Genomic DNA, 16,011 nt, shown 5'->3' with positions numbered 1-16,011 from the left:
TTGAAAATATACTCAACCATAGTAAGCTCTGCACTTCGCAGTGTTTTCAAAAAAAACATTAAAACCAGTGAAAACTTTTTAGTCTTATAAATGCACCACAGAACCAGAGGTTTGAAGTAACTCTATGAAAGAATCTTCTGGCATCGGTTTTGCTAAATAGTAGCCTTGAAAAAAGTCCACTCCAAATTTTTTTAGCTCCTCAAACTGCTCTTTAGTTTCTACACCCTCAGCAATAGTTTTGAGTCCAAGACTTTTGGCCATATTGACAATTGTTGCAACTATTACATAATCGTTTTTATCCTTAAACAGATCCTGTACAAAACTGCGATCAATTTTCAAAAAATCTACTGGCAAGCGCTTGAGATACTGCAAAGAGGAGTATCCTGTCCCAAAATCATCGATACTCACTGCTACAGCAAGTTCTTTTTTGATGCGTGTTATGATATCAATCGCTTTGTTTGCATCCTGTATGAGCACCTGCTCGGTAATTTCTAAATCAAGCCAACATATAGACTCTCTATCAAAATGTGATGATAAAAATTTCTCAAATCGCTCACTATATATATCACTACCACTAATATTGACTGCAATACGCACTTTCTTAGGTAACTTTTGAATAATCTGTTTAGCTAGATAAAGTACCTCTTCAGTGAGCTGCGGCATCATTCCAAACTCTTCAACTATAGGGAGAAAATCGCCTGGATAGAGAATACCTTTTTGAGGATGCATCCATCTTAAAAGAGCTTCTGCACCTACAATATTATTACTATGGTCAAATTGTGGTTGAATATGCAAAACAAATTCATGGTTCTGTAATGCATACTCAAGATCTGCTTTCATCGCATAGAGGTATTCAATCTCTTTTTTTATAGTCTCATCAAATATCTGAATAGAGTTTTTATGAGTACGCTTGATTTTGTACATAGCGCTATCTGCAAATTTGATCATCTCAAATGCATCCTGGCTACTCTCATCAATCAAAGCTATCCCTATGCTAACACTTGTTTGAATAGTATACCCCTCTATCACAGCAGGTTCACTGATTGCTTTTGCCAATCGATGAGCTACTTTCATACCTTCAATTAGTGCTCTGTTTTTATCATGAGATACTTCAAGCAGCAAAATAGCAAATTCATCTCCTCCCATTCTAGCTGCAATATCTATATCTCTTACAACGTGGCGAATTCTCTTAGCAACCTTTTGTAAAAAAAGATCACCAATATTATGTCCTAAAGAGTCGTTAATCTCTTTAAAATCATCTATATCCATATAGATTAAAACACTATAAGTTTTACTTCTTTTAATTTTTTTAATTGCTGCATCAACACTTTCAAACAAGATGTTTCTTTTAGCAAGTCCGGTAAGCTCGTCATAGTAGGCCATATGTTCAATTTTCTCTTGATAGGCTTTGAGCTCTGTGAGATCTATGACTACACCAAGGCCTTCAATAATCTTGCTCTCTATTTCGATATATGTAGTATATAGCTCAATAAAATATTCTGTTTGAGCTAGTGCGGATTTATAGCTTCCTATATAATGGCCATTTTGCTTTAAAAAAGGCTTTTTTAAAACAGGTAATACACTTTTATCTGGAATTTGATTCAAATTCATACCGATAAGTTTATCTTTAGATACATGTAATAGTTTTGCAAAAAAATCATTACAATAGGTTATTTTTAATGTTGCATCATAGAAAAAGATTCCAATTGGAATATTATTGAAAAGATAGAAAAAACGTTGGGATTGGATACTGAAATCTTTTCGTTTCTGCTCATATTCTTTACGTAAATGCATTAAATTTTGGTACATATTATATGATTGGAGTGAGAGATGTAAAATGAATCCAAGATATACAAGAAATAGAACTCCCATAAAAATGTAATAATCTTTTCCCAAAAAAAGAAATCTTAGAGCAATAGGAACTATTAATAATATTTCATAAAAAATTAATACTCTCTTGGAAAAAAGAAAACTCGAGACTGCACCTGCACTCATACCTGCAATAACAAATATATAAAAACTTTGAACAAAAATATTTTGTGGAGAAATCAAAAAAGAAACAAAAGAAAAGCTAATAGCATGAAAGAGAGCCAAAACGAGAAAGAGATTATAGTATTTATGAATATTAGGGTTTTTCTCTTTAATATAGATAAAATAGAGAAAGAGTCTTGCAACTGCTATAAAAACAACAATCCCTAACCATACAAAAACAATACCAATATGCTCATGAAAAAATATAAAATAAGTTAATGTCAGAGCTAGGATCACTATAGCAACAAGAGAGGTTTTTGCTCGCTCAAAAAGATTATCAAGTTGTTGTTTGGAAATTTTTTCATTCCAAAACATTTGTTAACTCCTTCACTAATATGAAGTATAACATATATTAACTTGATTTATTTGATTTACTTTAAGGTTATCGGAATATAATTAGGATAAAATTTATCTTATTTAGGAGTCTTGTATGGAAAATCAAACAGTAAATTTTCAAGAGTTACCATTTGAAGAGAAGTGGAACGCTATAGAAAAAGCTATAGATGAAGGAATTCGCCAGTTTCTTGTAATGGATGGAGGAAATCTTGAGATCATAGATATCAAAGAAAATGGTGATTTTATTGATGTATATATTCGCTATATGGGTGCATGTGTGGGGTGCGCAAGCGCTACGACAGGTACACTTTTTGGAATCGAGCACACTTTAAGAGAGCGACTCAATTATCAAAATATCCGGGTTTTACCTATATAATTTTCTATCACTAAACTTTTATAAACTATCTGAGTACGCGTTTATACCTACTTATAGTTTTGTATAGAAACTTTTATCACATTGCTATAGTATAATACTTCTAAAAAAGTAAGAGATTTGATGAAAAAATTTGAGGATCTTTTCTCCGTCGATTTTTGCACACTCGATTATGAATGTGCATATCTGCCCGATAAAACAACGAGGATGTACTATCGATATATTCCAAACGCTACAAAGGAGCTTGCAAGCGAGCTTATTAAAAGAGGGTGGCGTAGATTTGGCAACTCCTATTTTCATCCAATTTGCAAAGGCTGTAATGAATGCAAAAATATCCGTATAGATACATTCAACTTCAAACCAAGTCGCTCGCAAAAACGTGCCATTAAAAAGAATCGCAATACCAATATCTATATTCAAAAACCATCGCTTACATATGAGCATGTAGAGCTCTATAATCGCTACCATAAATTTAAAGAGCAAAAGAGTGGATGGAAATATAATGAAATAGATCTGCAAACATATTATGAAGAGTTTGTCGTAGGAGCTCACGATTTTGGCAAAGAGGTACTCTATTTTGTAGATAATAGACTCATTGCAGTAGATTTAATCGATATTTTAAATGATGGAATTAGCTCAATCTATTTCTTCTATGATCCAGCCTATGAAAAGCTCTCTTTGGGGATCTATTCTCTTCTTATTCAGATAAATCTAGCACGCAATTTAGGTTTACAGTGGATCTATCTTGGGTATTGGGTAGATGGATGCACATCCTTTGCATACAAAAAGAGTTTCAAACCATACCAATTACTTGATGGCTTTCCACCACTTGAAATAGAACCTCACTGGGAAGAGAGAGATTAAAAGCGCCTTTTGGCACTAAATCTTCGTACCAGATGTATAAATACTCTCACAATCAAAATAATGATATAGACAAAAAATGTAAAGATGAGAGGATGCAACATGCCAAAAGGAGATGTTGGTAGGGCTTTGAGATGCTCTAAAGGATGGTCTATCCATGCTTTATAGTGCATCCAAATAGCCAAAAAAATGAGCAAAAAGAGATAAATAGCTATTTCTCGTACTACAAGCTTTTTCATTCTGCTCCTCTGGCAAGCGAAGCAAAAAAGCCTCGCTTACATCAATCCTCTCATCATGAGATGCCAGTACATAGGTTTAAGCATATAGAGGTCAAACGCCCACCAAATCCATCGTGGCTTAGCAGGATCGAGGAACGGAAATGATGGTGCAGGAGAGCTGCCGTAATTAAATTCAGCAAGCATAATTTTTCCATATTGGGTTTTAAGAGGACAGACTGTATATCCATCAAATTTTGCTTTCGGTTCTTTGCCTTCCATAACAGCTACAAGGTTTTCTTGTACGATTGGACCATGATGTCTTGCACTTCCACCAGTTTTTCCTTTAGGAATACCAAGCACATCACCGATACCAAAAACATTTTTATATTTCATATGCTGCAATGTATAGCGATCAGCTTGCATCCAACCTTTTGCTGAACCTTTTTGCCATGCAAGCGGAGAGTTTCTAAACTCATTCGCAGCTGTCATCGGCGGTACAATATGGATAAAATCGTATGGCATCTCTACCATCTCTTCTTTTGTTATATATTCATAATCTTCAAGATCAGGATCCCACTCCCCTTTTACTTGATAGGTATGATGAAAAGTTGCTACTTTTTTAGCAGTATCTATTTTTACAAGATTGTGATTCCACTTGTTGGTAATGTTGCCATACATTGGCTGCACTTCATTTGTAAGAGTAGCGTTGTATTCTTTGATACCAAAAAGTTTGCTACCTTTACCTTTTGTAAAATAGAATTTTGCGTTCATATGCACATCTTTACCACCAACAGGCCCATTTCCACGCAAAAAGTCATCACTTAAGTAAAGGATTTTCTGTGGTGCACCACCACACTTAATTGGAGTTGCAGGTTGAGTACAGATAACATTGATTGGGTTGTTTTGTGAAGCTTTTTCGGCAGCAGCACGCATCTGCTTAAACCACTCCCAAGTTATCTCGCCACCTTTGACACTACCTGTCTCAGGATTGTTGAGATAGACACTTGCTACGCCGTTTTTACCAAGCATATCTTTGGTAAGCCCTTCTATTTGCTCATACTGATACGATATACCAACACCAACTACCAAGAAGTCATATTTTATTTTGCCATTTTTTGCAGTGATTACTTGATTATTGTCTGGATCAAACTCCATTACTTTATCTTTAATCCACTCTACACCACTTGGCATGAGATCTGCATTGGGTTTTTTAATCTCATCTGCAGTGTAGAGCCCAGCTGCCATAAAAACCTGTCCTGGCTGATAGAGGTGTATCTCGTTTGGAGCAATGATAGTAATTTTTGCATTGCTTGCAGCTCTGCGTAGTCTCGCAGCTGCCATAATTCCACCTGCACCACCACCAACGATGACAATATGTGCTTTTGCATTAGAAGTTTTTGTTGGCTCCTGGGCATGAGCAGTGCCGCCTCCTACAAAAACTCCGGCAGTTCCTAGACCCATGAGTTTGAGTGCATCACGTCTTGAGAGTCCTTCACTTTTGAGCGTCTCTTCAATCACTTCTTGCACTTCTTTGAGTCTTTTTATATCTTCTGGCTTCATACTCTCTCCTCTGTCAAAATGTAGCTATCAAAATATTCTATAAAATTTATAGTAATAATAATCTTAATTTATTTGGATAAAGGTTCTGAGTGAGATCGCTATAGCAGTTTTGTAACAAAGAGTTGGATATATTGGGAGTTGTTAAAAATATTTTTGACAGGATAATAAACTATATCGATAGATGACTTGGTGAGTTTTGTATCATGTTTAAATTTTATTGCTTTAAAGATTCTCCCATCTTTTCTCAGCGTCATGAGAAGATGATCTCCATTTTCTCCCACCTCTCTTGCTTCTACTACCTCTACATCCATTGTAGCAAAGCGTGGCATAGGATTGCTCTCCCCATAAGGAGCAAATCTTTCTAAAATATCTATAAGTTCCCAATCTATCTCACTAAATGGTAATTCACCCATTATATTTGATTCATCTACAAAGGCATCTTTTGGAAGTTTGGCAGTTGCATCTTCTATGCCTCTTTGAAACTCTTGTAGATTCTCTTCGTGCAAAGAGAGCCCAGCTGCTTTTTTGTGTCCTCCAAACTTCTCCAAAAAGTGAGCATTCTTTTGCAAAAGCGCAAAGAGATCTACCTCTCCAAGGCTTCTACCGCTCCCTTTATAGAAATTTTCTTTTTTTGTTAAAACAATAGAGGGCTTTTGAAATTTTGTCGTTAGTCTTGCTGCAACAATACCCAAAACACCCTCATTCCAATCCTCCCCGACTGAAACAATCACATTTTTACTCTCATCAACAAACTCTAAAGAGGCCTTAAAAACTCTTCGCTCTTCAGCCTTTCTTTGAGAGTTACAGGCTAAAAGCCTCGCATAGTAAACACTAGCAGTAAAAAAATCAGCAGATCGTAAAAACTCTAGTGCTAAGCGTGCATCCTCCATACGCCCAGCACTATTAATAACAGGTGCAACACTAAATCCCAAATCTTCACTACTAAACTCATGTTTTTTGAGAACACTACGCAAAAACTGTATAGCAGGACGTTTCGATCGTGCAAAGGCTTGTAAACCAGCTTGCAGTAGTGCTCTATTGATATGACGCAGCGGCATAACATCAGCAACAATAGCGATACTAAGAATATCAAGAAAGCGGCGCATATCAAGATCAAGGCCAAGTTCTTGTTTTAGCTGCCCAATTAAAAACCATGCAACTTGCGCACCACAAATCTCCTCATAGGGAAAAGTACAAGAAGCTTGCTTGGGGTTGACTATTGCAAAAGCTTCAGGGAGCTTTTCACCAGTTGTATGGTGATCTGTAATAATGAGATCTATGTCTCTTTCTTTACATATCGCTGCAGCATCATATGCACTTATCCCATTATCAACAGTAATAATAAGATCAACATCTCCTAGCTCATCAATCACTTTGGCACTTAGTCCATAACCATGGCGAAATCTGTTTGGAATAATTGTAGTAATAGGATACTCTATATATGAAAAAAACTCCTCCATCAATGCAGTAGAGACTACTCCATCTACATCATAGTCTCCCACAACAGCAATTTTTTCTCTCTTTTCAATAGCTTGCCTAATACGTTTGGCAGCTTTTTCCATATCTTTGAAAGTGTTAGGTTTGGGAATAGCAGAGAGCTTTACAAAGCCCTCTTGAAAGCGTTCTTCTAAAATTCTTGCTATCGCATCTTTTGTAAGTTTTCTCATTTATGCTCAAGAGAGTTTTTGATAAATGCAGTAATGAGAGGATTTGGTTTTTGTAGATGAGATGTAAATTCTGGATGAAACTGTACACCAACAAACCAAGGATGAGTAGTTATCTCCACAGCTTCAATAAGTCCCTCTTCACTCTCTCCACTCACTACCATTCCTGCTTCTTCAAGCATTGAGCGGTATGCAGGGTTTGCTTCATAGCGGTGACGATGGCGCTCATAGATAGTCTCTTGATGATTATAAGCTTCCCAAAGCTTTGTATTTGGCTTGACTTTGCAAGCATACTCTCCAAGCCTCATAGTCCCACCCATAGGAGAGGTATGGGTTCTAATCTGCTTTTGCCCACTCACATCGATAAATTCATCAATAAGATATATAACAGGATTTTTCGTATTTGGATCAAACTCCATAGAGTTTGCATCCTCTATTCCTAATACATTGCGAGCATATTCAATGATACTTAACTGCATTCCAAGACAGATCCCAAGATAGGGAATTGTATGCTCTCTTGCATACCGTATAGCTTCTATTTTACCAAGTACCCCTCTCTCTCCAAATCCACCAGCCACAAGAATTCCATCAACATCTTTGAAAAACTGCTCAGCACCTTCAGCTTCAATGAGTTCACTATCAACCCATTTAATATTAACTCTCGCATCAAGTGCTGCACCAGAGTGTACAAGTGCTTCAGTGAGGGATTTATATGACTCTTTGAGTCCTAAATATTTCCCTACAAAAGCAATTGTTACCTCATCTTTTGGAGCGATTATCTTTTTGACTAAAAGATCCCACTCATCCATATTTGGGTGGAGATTTCCTAAATGAAGCTGATGCGAGATTGGGCCTAAAATATTTTGCCGCTGAAAATTGAGAGGCACTTTATAGATGGTTTCTGCATCTTTTGCTTCAATAACGCTATTTGTAGGAATACCACAACTACGTGCAATTTTCTCTTTCACATCTTTAGGAAGCGGTCGTTCACACCGCGCAATAATCATATCAGGACTGATACCAATTCTACGTAGCTCCTGTACGCTATGTTGCGTAGGTTTTGTTTTGAGCTCGCCAGCTGCTGCAATATATGGAACAAGTGTCACATGGATATTGTAGGCTTTATGCATACCCAGATCATGTGTGAGTTCACGGATTGCTTCTAAAAAAGGGAGTCCTTCAATATCACCTACAGTTCCACCAAGTTCAACAATGAGTACATCTTTGCCTTTACCCGCTTTTTTGATGCGGTTTTTAATCTCATCTACGATGTGGGGTACCACTTGAATGGTTTTTCCAAGATAGTCCCCCTTTCGCTCTCGCTGAATGACTGAGAGATAGACTTGGCCTGTTGTAAAGTTATTGAGACGAGAGAGCTTCACATCCAAAAAGCGCTCATAGTGTCCAAGATCGAGATCGGTCTCAGCGCCATCTGCCGTTACAAACACCTCACCATGCTCAAGAGGGCTCATTGTACCGGGATCTACATTGATATATGGATCTATTTTAAGAATGGAGACATCTAAACCGCTATTTTTCAGTAGCGCCCCTATACTTGCACTTGAAATCCCTTTCCCTAAAGAACTGAGCACCCCACCTGTTACGAAAATGTACTTCGTCATCGCAGACCCTGTTTTTTAAGGTAGATTTTATCCAATCTATTCTTAAAAAGTACGCAAACACTCAATCTACACTTCACTCTATTTAGATAAAATATATAAAATTTCCAAAGGAGTAGCTGTGAGACTCTTTTTCCTTACCATCTTTTTTCTCTCATCACTTTTGGCAACACCACACTTAGTAGCATATAAAAGCAAGAAAAGCTTTTCTCAAACCTACCAAAAACTCCTCAAAGAGATCAAAAAACATAAACTCAAGATATTCGCAATTATAGATCATGGAAAAAATATTCAAAAATTTGGAAAAAGGCGTAATCACGCAAAAGTTATTATATTTGGAAGTCCAATAACCGAAGCAAAGTTACTGGGATACGATATGCGAGCAGGACTTGATCTTCCCTTAAGGATATTGATTTTTGAAAAAAAAGGAGAAACGTTTCTTCTCTATAGAAGACCGATAGAGCTTTTGCAATATTACCATTTGCCAAAAAGGATCCTCCACAGCTCGGACAAATTTCTGCGCAATCTTGTCAAAAAGGTTTGTAAATGAAAAAAGTGCTACTCATTTTCGTAGTACCTTTCATTGCTCTTGCTGCACCGCAAACAAAACTTCGTCAAAAAGTAGAGTTCGGATATTTTGGTACAACAGGAAATAGCAATACCAACTCCATTACTGCTGCTTATCGGTTTTCATATAAGTTTAATAAAAAGAGTAGGTGCAAGTTCTTCGCAGATATTCTCTACTCCAATCGCAACGGACAAACAAATAATGAACGCTATAGAAGTGAGTTTACTCTCTATCACTACTATCGCAAACACCTCTACTCTTTTTTAGAGTTAGGTTTCTTGCGCAATACATTTGAAGGGTATAACCAACAATATAGTTTCAATCCAGGATTTGGTTTTCTCATATTAAAAACAAAGAAACAAAAACTCGATATTCTTGCAGGATATGAACTGCGACGCAATAACTATACAAATCAACCAAGTGATTTTTTTCATTATATAAAAGGAGAAATTCAGCAACACTATAGACTTACAAAAAAAAATAGCATCAAAACAAAACTCTCATTTATTGAAAATTTGCAAGAGAGAGAGGATTTTGAGAGCAACCTTGAAACATCACTGCGGCTTCATATTATTAAGAGATTGAGTTTCAAAATCTCGTTCGAACTCAAATATGATAATCTCCCTCCTGCTGGAAAAAAGAACACAGATACAGTTACTAAAGCGGCAATTGTTTATAATTTTTGATAAACTCTTCAAAATCTTTTACAGGCATAGGACGTGCAAGTAAATATCCCTGTACCTTTTCACATCCCATCTCTTCAAGAAGTTTAAGTTGAGATGTTCTTTCTACACCTTCAGCAACTATGTGCATATTATAAAGTTTTGCAACATCTATAATAAACTTTGTCAATATCTTATCATTCTCTTTTCTATCTATCTCTTTGATAAAATTTTTGTCGATCTTCAGAGTATCAATGATGAAGTGTTTGAGGTAGTATAAAGAGGAGTAGCATATCCCAAAATCGTCAATTGCGAAACGAAATCCAAGATCTTTAAGTGCTTGTAACTGCTTTTGAAAGTCATTAAGATTTCTTATTTGTGCATTTCCAGTTAACTCTAGTTCAATCTTTTGAGGCATCACCTCGCCACTCTCGTAGAGTTTTTTTATGAGTGGTATAAAATCCTCTCTTTCAAAATCTCTCAGACTCATGTTAATAGAGATATAATCAAGAGTCTCTATTTTGCTGGCAATTTGAGAGACCTCTTTAAGTACCCAAAATGTAAGTTGCGATAACATATTGCCCTCTTCCATCAAGGGCAGAAAATCTTGTGGAAAGAGTATGGAATTTCCTCTATTATAATTCCATCGTACTAATGCTTCAGCATGACTACAATATCTCGTTTGTAGATCATATATTGGCTGAAGGTAGAGCGCTAAGTCATTATGAGCCAAAGCTTCTTCTAACTCATGAAGCAAAATACTCTTTTGTAAAAATTGCAACTTTATCTTATCTTCATAAAAAACATATCTATTTTTCCCCTCTCTTTTTGCTTCATACATAGCGATATCCGCATTTTTAAAAAGCTCTTCAATATCACCCTCTCTAAAAATAACGGCACCTACACTCAAAGTAACTTGCAGTTTTATTCCATCAATATAGAGAGGTTCTTGTAAAGTTTGAAAAATTTTGCGAATAACTACACTTGTTTTTTCCTGAGCTTGCACTTTGTCATGAGGAAGATCTGTCAGTAAAATCGCAAATTCATCCCCACCTAATCTTGTAACAACATCTACGCCACGAAGATTTGATTGAATTTTTTGGGCTATTTTGACTAAAAAAGCATCCCCTATACTATGTCCATAAGAGTCGTTTATTTTTTTAAAATCATCCACATCTATAAAGAGCAAAGCATTATTTTTATCATAGCGTATTGCATGTTTGATAGCTTTATATATAAATTCTGTAAAGACTTTTTTGCGAGGTAGCTTTGTCAACTCATCATAATAGGCAAAAAACTCTGCTTCCTCAATTGCTCTTTTTTCAGCAGTAATATCTTTAACGTACACATTGACAAATCCGTTCTCCAAATCGACAATATCAAAACGAAAATATTTTGAGCCTACCTGTTCCTCGATGGAACTATTTTTATGTGTACATATTTCATCTACTATATGTTCCCAGTGAATAATATTAGCACGCAGTCTCTTTGCACTCTCATTCTCTATAGTGATAGTCTTTTTATTGCAATCTATCTGCATTACAGGGTGGGGATTTTTAAGATAAAACTGTGCAAAACGTTCTAGCTGCTCTTTTGTTTGAACCTCTTTGCCGATATCTTCCATTATTGCCAATCCACCTATCACCTCTCCAGAAGCATCTTTGACGGGGTTGGCAATAAGACGCATATGAAGCTTTTTTCTATCTCCAACTAATTGCAGTTCTCCTTCATATACTACTTTTTCATTAAATTGTAAAACATCACGTAAAATTTTTTCAAGAGAGTTGTTCTGGAGTTTATAGAGATCAAAACCGATTGTTTGTTTTTTTTGCATACCTAAAATCTCTAATGCAGTATTATTCGCATCTAATAAATGAAGATTTTTATCATAAAAAAGTATTCCCAAAGGTGCTGACTCAAAAACCATTTGCAACTCTTTGGTACTTTTCTTAAACTGATGTAAAAGTTTCTCTCTCTCAATAGAGAGGCGGATTGAATGGAGCAATGTTGTAAAAATCTGTGAAGAAGCGTGGAGCAAAAAGAGATAGTAAACAATGGCCAATATTCCCATTGCAATACCAAATCTATCAGATGCGGTAAAAAGCCATACAATGGTTGGCACAAGCATTGAAGTTGTATAAATAATTCCTGATTTCTTATCAGAAGCAAAAGAGACAACAGCACCCGCACTCAATCCCGCTATAACAAATGCAATATAAATTTTGTAAAGGAGATCTGTATCATAAAATATTGTCCAAATCCCTCCAGCCCATACTCCAGCAGTAAGTACTATGCCAATATAATGAAAGATACACAGATGATGTAAATTATATTTTCTTTTTTTAAAAAAGAAGTAGAGCATAAATCGGTAAAGCATAACCACCATTACTGCTATAAACCATACAAAATGCGAAAAGTGCAAATTGGGGTAGAGTGGATATAGTGTCATAATTGCTGCAAAAAAGTTTGCAGCTACATTACGAGGTATTACAGAAAAGATTCTTATAGCTAATTCATCACGTAGTCTGCTAGACATTATTCACTTTCTCAATATAACTATTTTACTTAACTATACGCAATATATTACACAAAAGCTTTACCACATAATCATAATTTTATGTATAAATTTTCCAAACCATGAATTATAACCAAAAGTTAATGAAAAATTATACATAATCTTATAAATAGAGGCAAAAATCTTTCAACTCTTTTTCCCTCTCTTTGTACAGAGGGCAGCGACTCGCTACAAGCTTCCAAAACTCTTTTCCATGATGCATATGGCGAAGATGGCAAATCTCATGTATTATGATATAGTCAATAACTCTTGGTGGCAGCATCATAAGTCTATAGGAGAGATTTATATTTCTTTTACTCGAGCAGCTTCCCCATCGCGTTTTTGCCTTAGAGATCTTAATAAGATTTACCTTTTCACCAAAATTTTCAACCATTTTTTGCGTGCGAGGAAGAAGATACTCCCTAGCTTTTTGTATCAAAAAGCTTTCAATATTTTGCTCTATATTTTCGTCGCTATAAAAAGCATCTCCTTTTAATATATACCCTTTCTCTTGCTTTACTATTTTGTGACGAATCCCAAGATAGTAAACGTAGTCTCTTTGAAGCTTTCTAGCAAAATAGTCTTTGTGCTTTTGGAAAAAGGACTCAATAACAGAACTTGGCACAAACAGTGGAGCTTTGATAATAATCTCTCCATCCTTTACAAAACCTCGTATACTTTTTCTTCTCTCTCGTACAACCTTATATCTCACAATAGCTGTAACTCCTCAACAGTTACTTCCACAATATCTCCCACTTTAAATGCTTTCTTTTTGGATAACCGAAAGAGATCTCCCATAAAAGCCACAACAATTTCATCTTGCAAAACATCTACGATTTCAGCTTTATAGCTTCTTTTATTTTTTCCAATATGCTCTTTGGTAAAATCGCGCAAAATTTTCCCTCGTTCAATCTCTATAACTCTGGTACTGAGTCTATATATCTCGGCTATATCATGACTTACCATAAAGGTTGTTGTACCAAACTCTTCATGGAGTTCCCTTATTTTTCCTTGTAAAAAACTGCGTATAGCAGGATCGAGTGCAGCCAATGGCTCATCAAGAAGCATAATTTTTGGCTTTTTCATATAAGCTCTTGCTAACGCTACACGTTGTTTTTGTCCACCACTGAGTTGCGAAGGGTAGCGATCTTTGAGATCAAGCATATCTGTTATTTTGAGTAGATGCATAGCCAGTACAACATCTTTACGTACAAAAAGGAGATTTTGCAGTACACTCATATTTGGAAAAAGAGCATAATCTTGAAAAACAAAACCTACAGCTCTTTTTTGAGGAGGAAGGCTTTTATTACCAAGCCACTCAACATCTCCTATTTTTATTGCTCCCTTTGCTCCTTCAAGACCAGCAAGTACCCTCAAAAAAGTTGTCTTCCCACTGCCACTAGCTCCCGTTATAGCAACAAACTCACCATCTTTTACGCGTAATGAGATCTCTAAAGAAAAATCTCTTAGCTCTTTATAGATGCCAATGGCAATCATAGCTGTACTTTTTTTGATTTTTGATTGAATATATATACCGCAAGCAGCACTGTAAAACTCAGCGCTACCATAATTGCACTGTAAATATGTGCACTTTTGTAATCAAGAATCTCTACATATTCATATATGGCGATACTTGCTACTTTTGTCTTGCCAGGAATAGATCCCCCCACCATCAAAACTACACCAAATTCTCCAATTGTATGCGCAAAAGTTATAATAAGCGCTGTAAGTATAGATGGTTTCATATTTGGCAATATCACATGCATTAATGTTTGCATCCTATTTTTGCCAGCTATAAAGCTGGCTTCTATGAGTGATTTTGGCACACCTTCAAAACCGCTTTGCAAGGGTTGCACCATAAAAGGAAAACTATAAAGAAGACTTGCAATCACTAATCCTGGAAAACTAAAGAGTGGTTCAATACCAATTGAGGAGAAAAACTTCCCCAAAAAAGTTCCAGGTGAAAAAGCCCATAATATATAAAACCCAAGAACTGTAGGGGGTAGAACAATAGGCATAGAGACAAAAGCTTCTATAATTGGTTTAAAGCGATTTTTCGTAGAAGCTAACCACCAGGCAATCGGTAAACCTATTGCAAAAAGCATAGTGGTAGTGATAGTAGCCAACTTAAATGAGAGAATAAAAGGTATCCAATCAATCATCTACAATATACCCATACTTTTGAAAAATTTGTGCTGCCTCTTTGGAAAACAAAAAGGTAAAAAAGGCATTCGCATCATCACTTCTTTTTAACATAACAACCCCCTGTTTGATTGGAGAATAGAGCTTTGGATCGACTGCAATAAAATGGTCTTGAAGATTTTGCAATGTTTTTGTATGTATAGCTGATTTTGCAATAAACCCAGCATCCGCTACACGCAGTGCATATGAAGTAGTCTGCGCTACGGAATCACCATAAATCAATTTATCTTTTAATCTGTCATATAGACCAAGATGCTGAAGAACTTCTAGCGCAGCTTTGCCGTAGGGAGCAGTTTTTGGATTAGCAATTGCAATACGTGATGCGTTGGCAATATCTGCGATACTTTTGTATCGTTTACTAAAAATAACAAGTGCACCTTTTGCATACACAAGAGGTCTTGTAATTGCATATCCCTCTTTGTAGAGTGTTTTGGGATAGTACATATCTGCTGAGAGAAATAGAGCAAAAGGAGCACCCTTTTTGATTTGCGCAGCGAGTTTTCCGCTACTGCCAATCGAGACTTTTACATCTGTTTGAGGAGATACATTTTTAAAAGCCTTTAAAAGTTCTGGCATCACAAAACTCACATTCGCTGCCACTGCAACATGAATTTTGCCAGCATAAAGCATTATTGCAAAGAATAAAAAAGAAAGAAGCTTTTTCATATTAAACCTTTAAAAATCATAATTTCATGAGGATCAATACAAAAATATATTGCAAATCCTTTAATTTTAAACTTCCCATTGAGAAAAAAAATCTGATCTTCTACTTCGACTTTAACTCTATTTTCACTAATTTTCTCTATCAAACTCCCTTTAAAGCAATTCTCATCTTTTGCATTCACAGCACTGGCTTTAAAAACAAACCAGATCTCTTCTCCTAGATGAAGATCCAACTCTTTTAAAGCTTCAGGCGTGATAATTGCTTTAATTTTTTCTTTGCCAAAACTTCCTATTACAATGACTTCATCCTTTTTTTGCTTTATTTTTTTTACTGTTACATAAATTTTATTGCGTGCAGAAATTTTTGGAACTACAGGATTTTTAGCTATTTTTTGTATCGTTTTATCCGCTTCTTCATAACGCTCTATCAGCTCTTTTGCATAAGGTGTGAGCTCTGAGCCTCCTCCCCTTTTACCTCCCGTTTGTGAAAGGATGAGAGGTTGGGGAGAGAGTGCATTCATAGCACTTACACTCTCCCACGCTTTTTTGTAACTTATTCCAAGCGCTTTTGCTGCTTTATTGATTGAGCCATATTTCTCTATAGCTTTAAGAAGCTCTATGCGCCCTTTTCCCAAAAATCCACGATCTTTCTCATTAAAAAAGAGTTTTGTCCCTATCTCCAAGCTTATCCCTTTTCGTT

At 36.0% G+C, this 16,011-nt stretch carries 14 protein-coding genes and 1 pseudogene; 4 read left to right on the top strand and 11 right to left on the bottom strand.

Going from position 1 to position 16,011, the window contains the following annotated elements; genetic code table 11:
• Nucleotides 1–84: 84 nt before the first annotated feature.
• A complete protein-coding gene (locus JG738_RS00915; RefSeq protein ID WP_201337925.1) occupies nt 85–2,346 on the bottom strand; it encodes an EAL domain-containing protein in 2,262 nt (753 codons plus the stop codon).
• 175 nt (nt 2,347–2,521) lie between these two features.
• Here JG738_RS00915 and JG738_RS00910 point away from each other — a divergent pair.
• Both JG738_RS00910 and JG738_RS00905 read left to right on the top strand, forming a co-directional pair.
• Nucleotides 2,522–2,743 (top strand): annotated as a pseudogene (locus JG738_RS00910) (NifU family protein); the annotation flags it as partial.
• A gap of 120 nt (nt 2,744–2,863) precedes the next feature.
• Nucleotides 2,864–3,604: an arginyltransferase gene (locus tag JG738_RS00905; protein ID WP_201337923.1), complete on the top strand. Its 741-nt coding sequence runs from the start codon at nt 2,864–2,866 to the stop codon at nt 3,602–3,604.
• Here JG738_RS00905 and JG738_RS00900 read toward each other — a convergent pair.
• From JG738_RS00900 to JG738_RS00885, 4 genes are all read right to left on the bottom strand, one after another.
• The gene (locus tag JG738_RS00900) at nt 3,601–3,840 is read right to left on the bottom strand and encodes a hypothetical protein (protein WP_084275104.1); all 240 of its coding nucleotides are present in this window, start codon (nt 3,838–3,840) and stop codon (nt 3,601–3,603) included. The genes JG738_RS00905 and JG738_RS00900 overlap by 4 nt on opposite strands.
• Nucleotides 3,841–3,876: 36 nt before the next feature.
• Nucleotides 3,877–5,379, bottom strand: coding sequence for an FAD/NAD(P)-binding oxidoreductase (locus JG738_RS00895; RefSeq protein ID WP_201337922.1), 1,503 nt, complete (start codon nt 5,377–5,379; stop codon nt 3,877–3,879).
• Nucleotides 5,380–5,477: 98 nt separating this feature from the next.
• Nucleotides 5,478–7,046, bottom strand: coding sequence for a single-stranded-DNA-specific exonuclease RecJ (gene recJ / locus JG738_RS00890; protein WP_201337921.1), 1,569 nt, complete (start codon nt 7,044–7,046; stop codon nt 5,478–5,480).
• On the bottom strand, nt 7,043–8,665 hold the full coding sequence (locus JG738_RS00885; RefSeq protein ID WP_201337920.1) for a CTP synthase: 1,623 nt from the start codon (nt 8,663–8,665) through the stop codon (nt 7,043–7,045). Before JG738_RS00885 ends, recJ begins: the two co-directional genes overlap by 4 nt.
• 118 nt (nt 8,666–8,783) lie before the next feature.
• On the opposite strand from JG738_RS00885, the gene JG738_RS00880 reads away from it, so the two are divergent.
• Complete coding sequence (locus JG738_RS00880; RefSeq protein WP_201337919.1) at nt 8,784–9,212, top strand: DUF302 domain-containing protein; 429 nt, start codon at nt 8,784–8,786, stop codon at nt 9,210–9,212.
• The gene (locus JG738_RS00875) at nt 9,209–9,916 is read left to right on the top strand and encodes a DUF481 domain-containing protein (RefSeq protein WP_201337918.1); all 708 of its coding nucleotides are present in this window, start codon (nt 9,209–9,211) and stop codon (nt 9,914–9,916) included. The genes JG738_RS00880 and JG738_RS00875 overlap by 4 nt, the downstream gene beginning before the upstream one ends.
• Here the strand turns inward: JG738_RS00875 and JG738_RS00870 are convergent.
• The 6 genes from JG738_RS00870 to JG738_RS00845 all read right to left on the bottom strand — a co-directional run bounded on the left by JG738_RS00870 (nt 9,888) and on the right by JG738_RS00845 (nt 15,994).
• Entirely contained in the window at nt 9,888–12,428 is a 2,541-nt protein-coding gene (locus JG738_RS00870) for an EAL domain-containing protein (protein WP_201337917.1), read from the bottom strand. The genes JG738_RS00875 and JG738_RS00870 overlap by 29 nt on opposite strands.
• A gap of 142 nt (nt 12,429–12,570) precedes the next feature.
• Nucleotides 12,571–13,158 (bottom strand): M48 family metallopeptidase, encoded by a 588-nt coding sequence (locus JG738_RS00865; RefSeq protein WP_201337916.1) that lies wholly within the window; start codon nt 13,156–13,158, stop codon nt 12,571–12,573.
• Entirely contained in the window at nt 13,155–13,943 is a 789-nt protein-coding gene (locus JG738_RS00860; RefSeq protein WP_201337915.1) for an ATP-binding cassette domain-containing protein, read from the bottom strand. The genes JG738_RS00865 and JG738_RS00860 overlap by 4 nt, the downstream gene beginning before the upstream one ends.
• Nucleotides 13,940–14,608: a molybdate ABC transporter permease subunit gene (gene modB, locus JG738_RS00855; RefSeq protein WP_084275095.1), complete on the bottom strand. Its 669-nt coding sequence runs from the start codon at nt 14,606–14,608 to the stop codon at nt 13,940–13,942. Before modB ends, JG738_RS00860 begins: the two co-directional genes overlap by 4 nt.
• Complete coding sequence (gene modA, locus JG738_RS00850) at nt 14,601–15,314, bottom strand: molybdate ABC transporter substrate-binding protein (RefSeq protein WP_201337914.1); 714 nt, start codon at nt 15,312–15,314, stop codon at nt 14,601–14,603. Before modA ends, modB begins: the two co-directional genes overlap by 8 nt.
• Nucleotides 15,311–15,994, bottom strand: coding sequence for a molybdenum-dependent transcriptional regulator (locus JG738_RS00845; protein ID WP_201337913.1), 684 nt, complete (start codon nt 15,992–15,994; stop codon nt 15,311–15,313). The genes modA and JG738_RS00845 overlap by 4 nt, the downstream gene beginning before the upstream one ends.
• Between the last annotated feature and the right edge of the window lie 17 nt (nt 15,995–16,011).

Origin of the sequence: Nitratiruptor sp. YY08-26 (genome assembly GCF_016593215.1) — a bacterium.
Taxonomy (GTDB): Bacteria; Campylobacterota; Campylobacteria; order Campylobacterales; family Nitratiruptoraceae; genus Nitratiruptor; species Nitratiruptor tergarcus.
Note: the sequence above shows the minus strand (reverse complement) of the source record. Positions and strands in the feature narration are given on the sequence as shown.

Coding starts and splice junctions, on each gene's coding strand:
- JG738_RS00915 (WP_201337925.1), bottom strand. CDS start 2,346: ATGTTTTGGAATGAAAAAATTTCCAAACAACAACTTGATAATCTTTTT.
- JG738_RS00905 (WP_201337923.1), top strand. CDS start 2,864: ATGAAAAAATTTGAGGATCTTTTCTCCGTCGATTTTTGCACACTCGAT.
- JG738_RS00900 (WP_084275104.1), bottom strand. CDS start 3,840: ATGAAAAAGCTTGTAGTACGAGAAATAGCTATTTATCTCTTTTTGCTC.
- JG738_RS00895 (WP_201337922.1), bottom strand. CDS start 5,379: ATGAAGCCAGAAGATATAAAAAGACTCAAAGAAGTGCAAGAAGTGATT.
- recJ (WP_201337921.1), bottom strand. CDS start 7,046: ATGAGAAAACTTACAAAAGATGCGATAGCAAGAATTTTAGAAGAACGC.
- JG738_RS00885 (WP_201337920.1), bottom strand. CDS start 8,665: ATGACGAAGTACATTTTCGTAACAGGTGGGGTGCTCAGTTCTTTAGGG.
- JG738_RS00875 (WP_201337918.1), top strand. CDS start 9,209: ATGAAAAAAGTGCTACTCATTTTCGTAGTACCTTTCATTGCTCTTGCT.
- JG738_RS00870 (WP_201337917.1), bottom strand. CDS start 12,428: ATGTCTAGCAGACTACGTGATGAATTAGCTATAAGAATCTTTTCTGTA.
- JG738_RS00860 (WP_201337915.1), bottom strand. CDS start 13,943: ATGATTGCCATTGGCATCTATAAAGAGCTAAGAGATTTTTCTTTAGAG.
- modB (WP_084275095.1), bottom strand. CDS start 14,608: ATGATTGATTGGATACCTTTTATTCTCTCATTTAAGTTGGCTACTATC.
- modA (WP_201337914.1), bottom strand. CDS start 15,314: ATGAAAAAGCTTCTTTCTTTTTTATTCTTTGCAATAATGCTTTATGCT.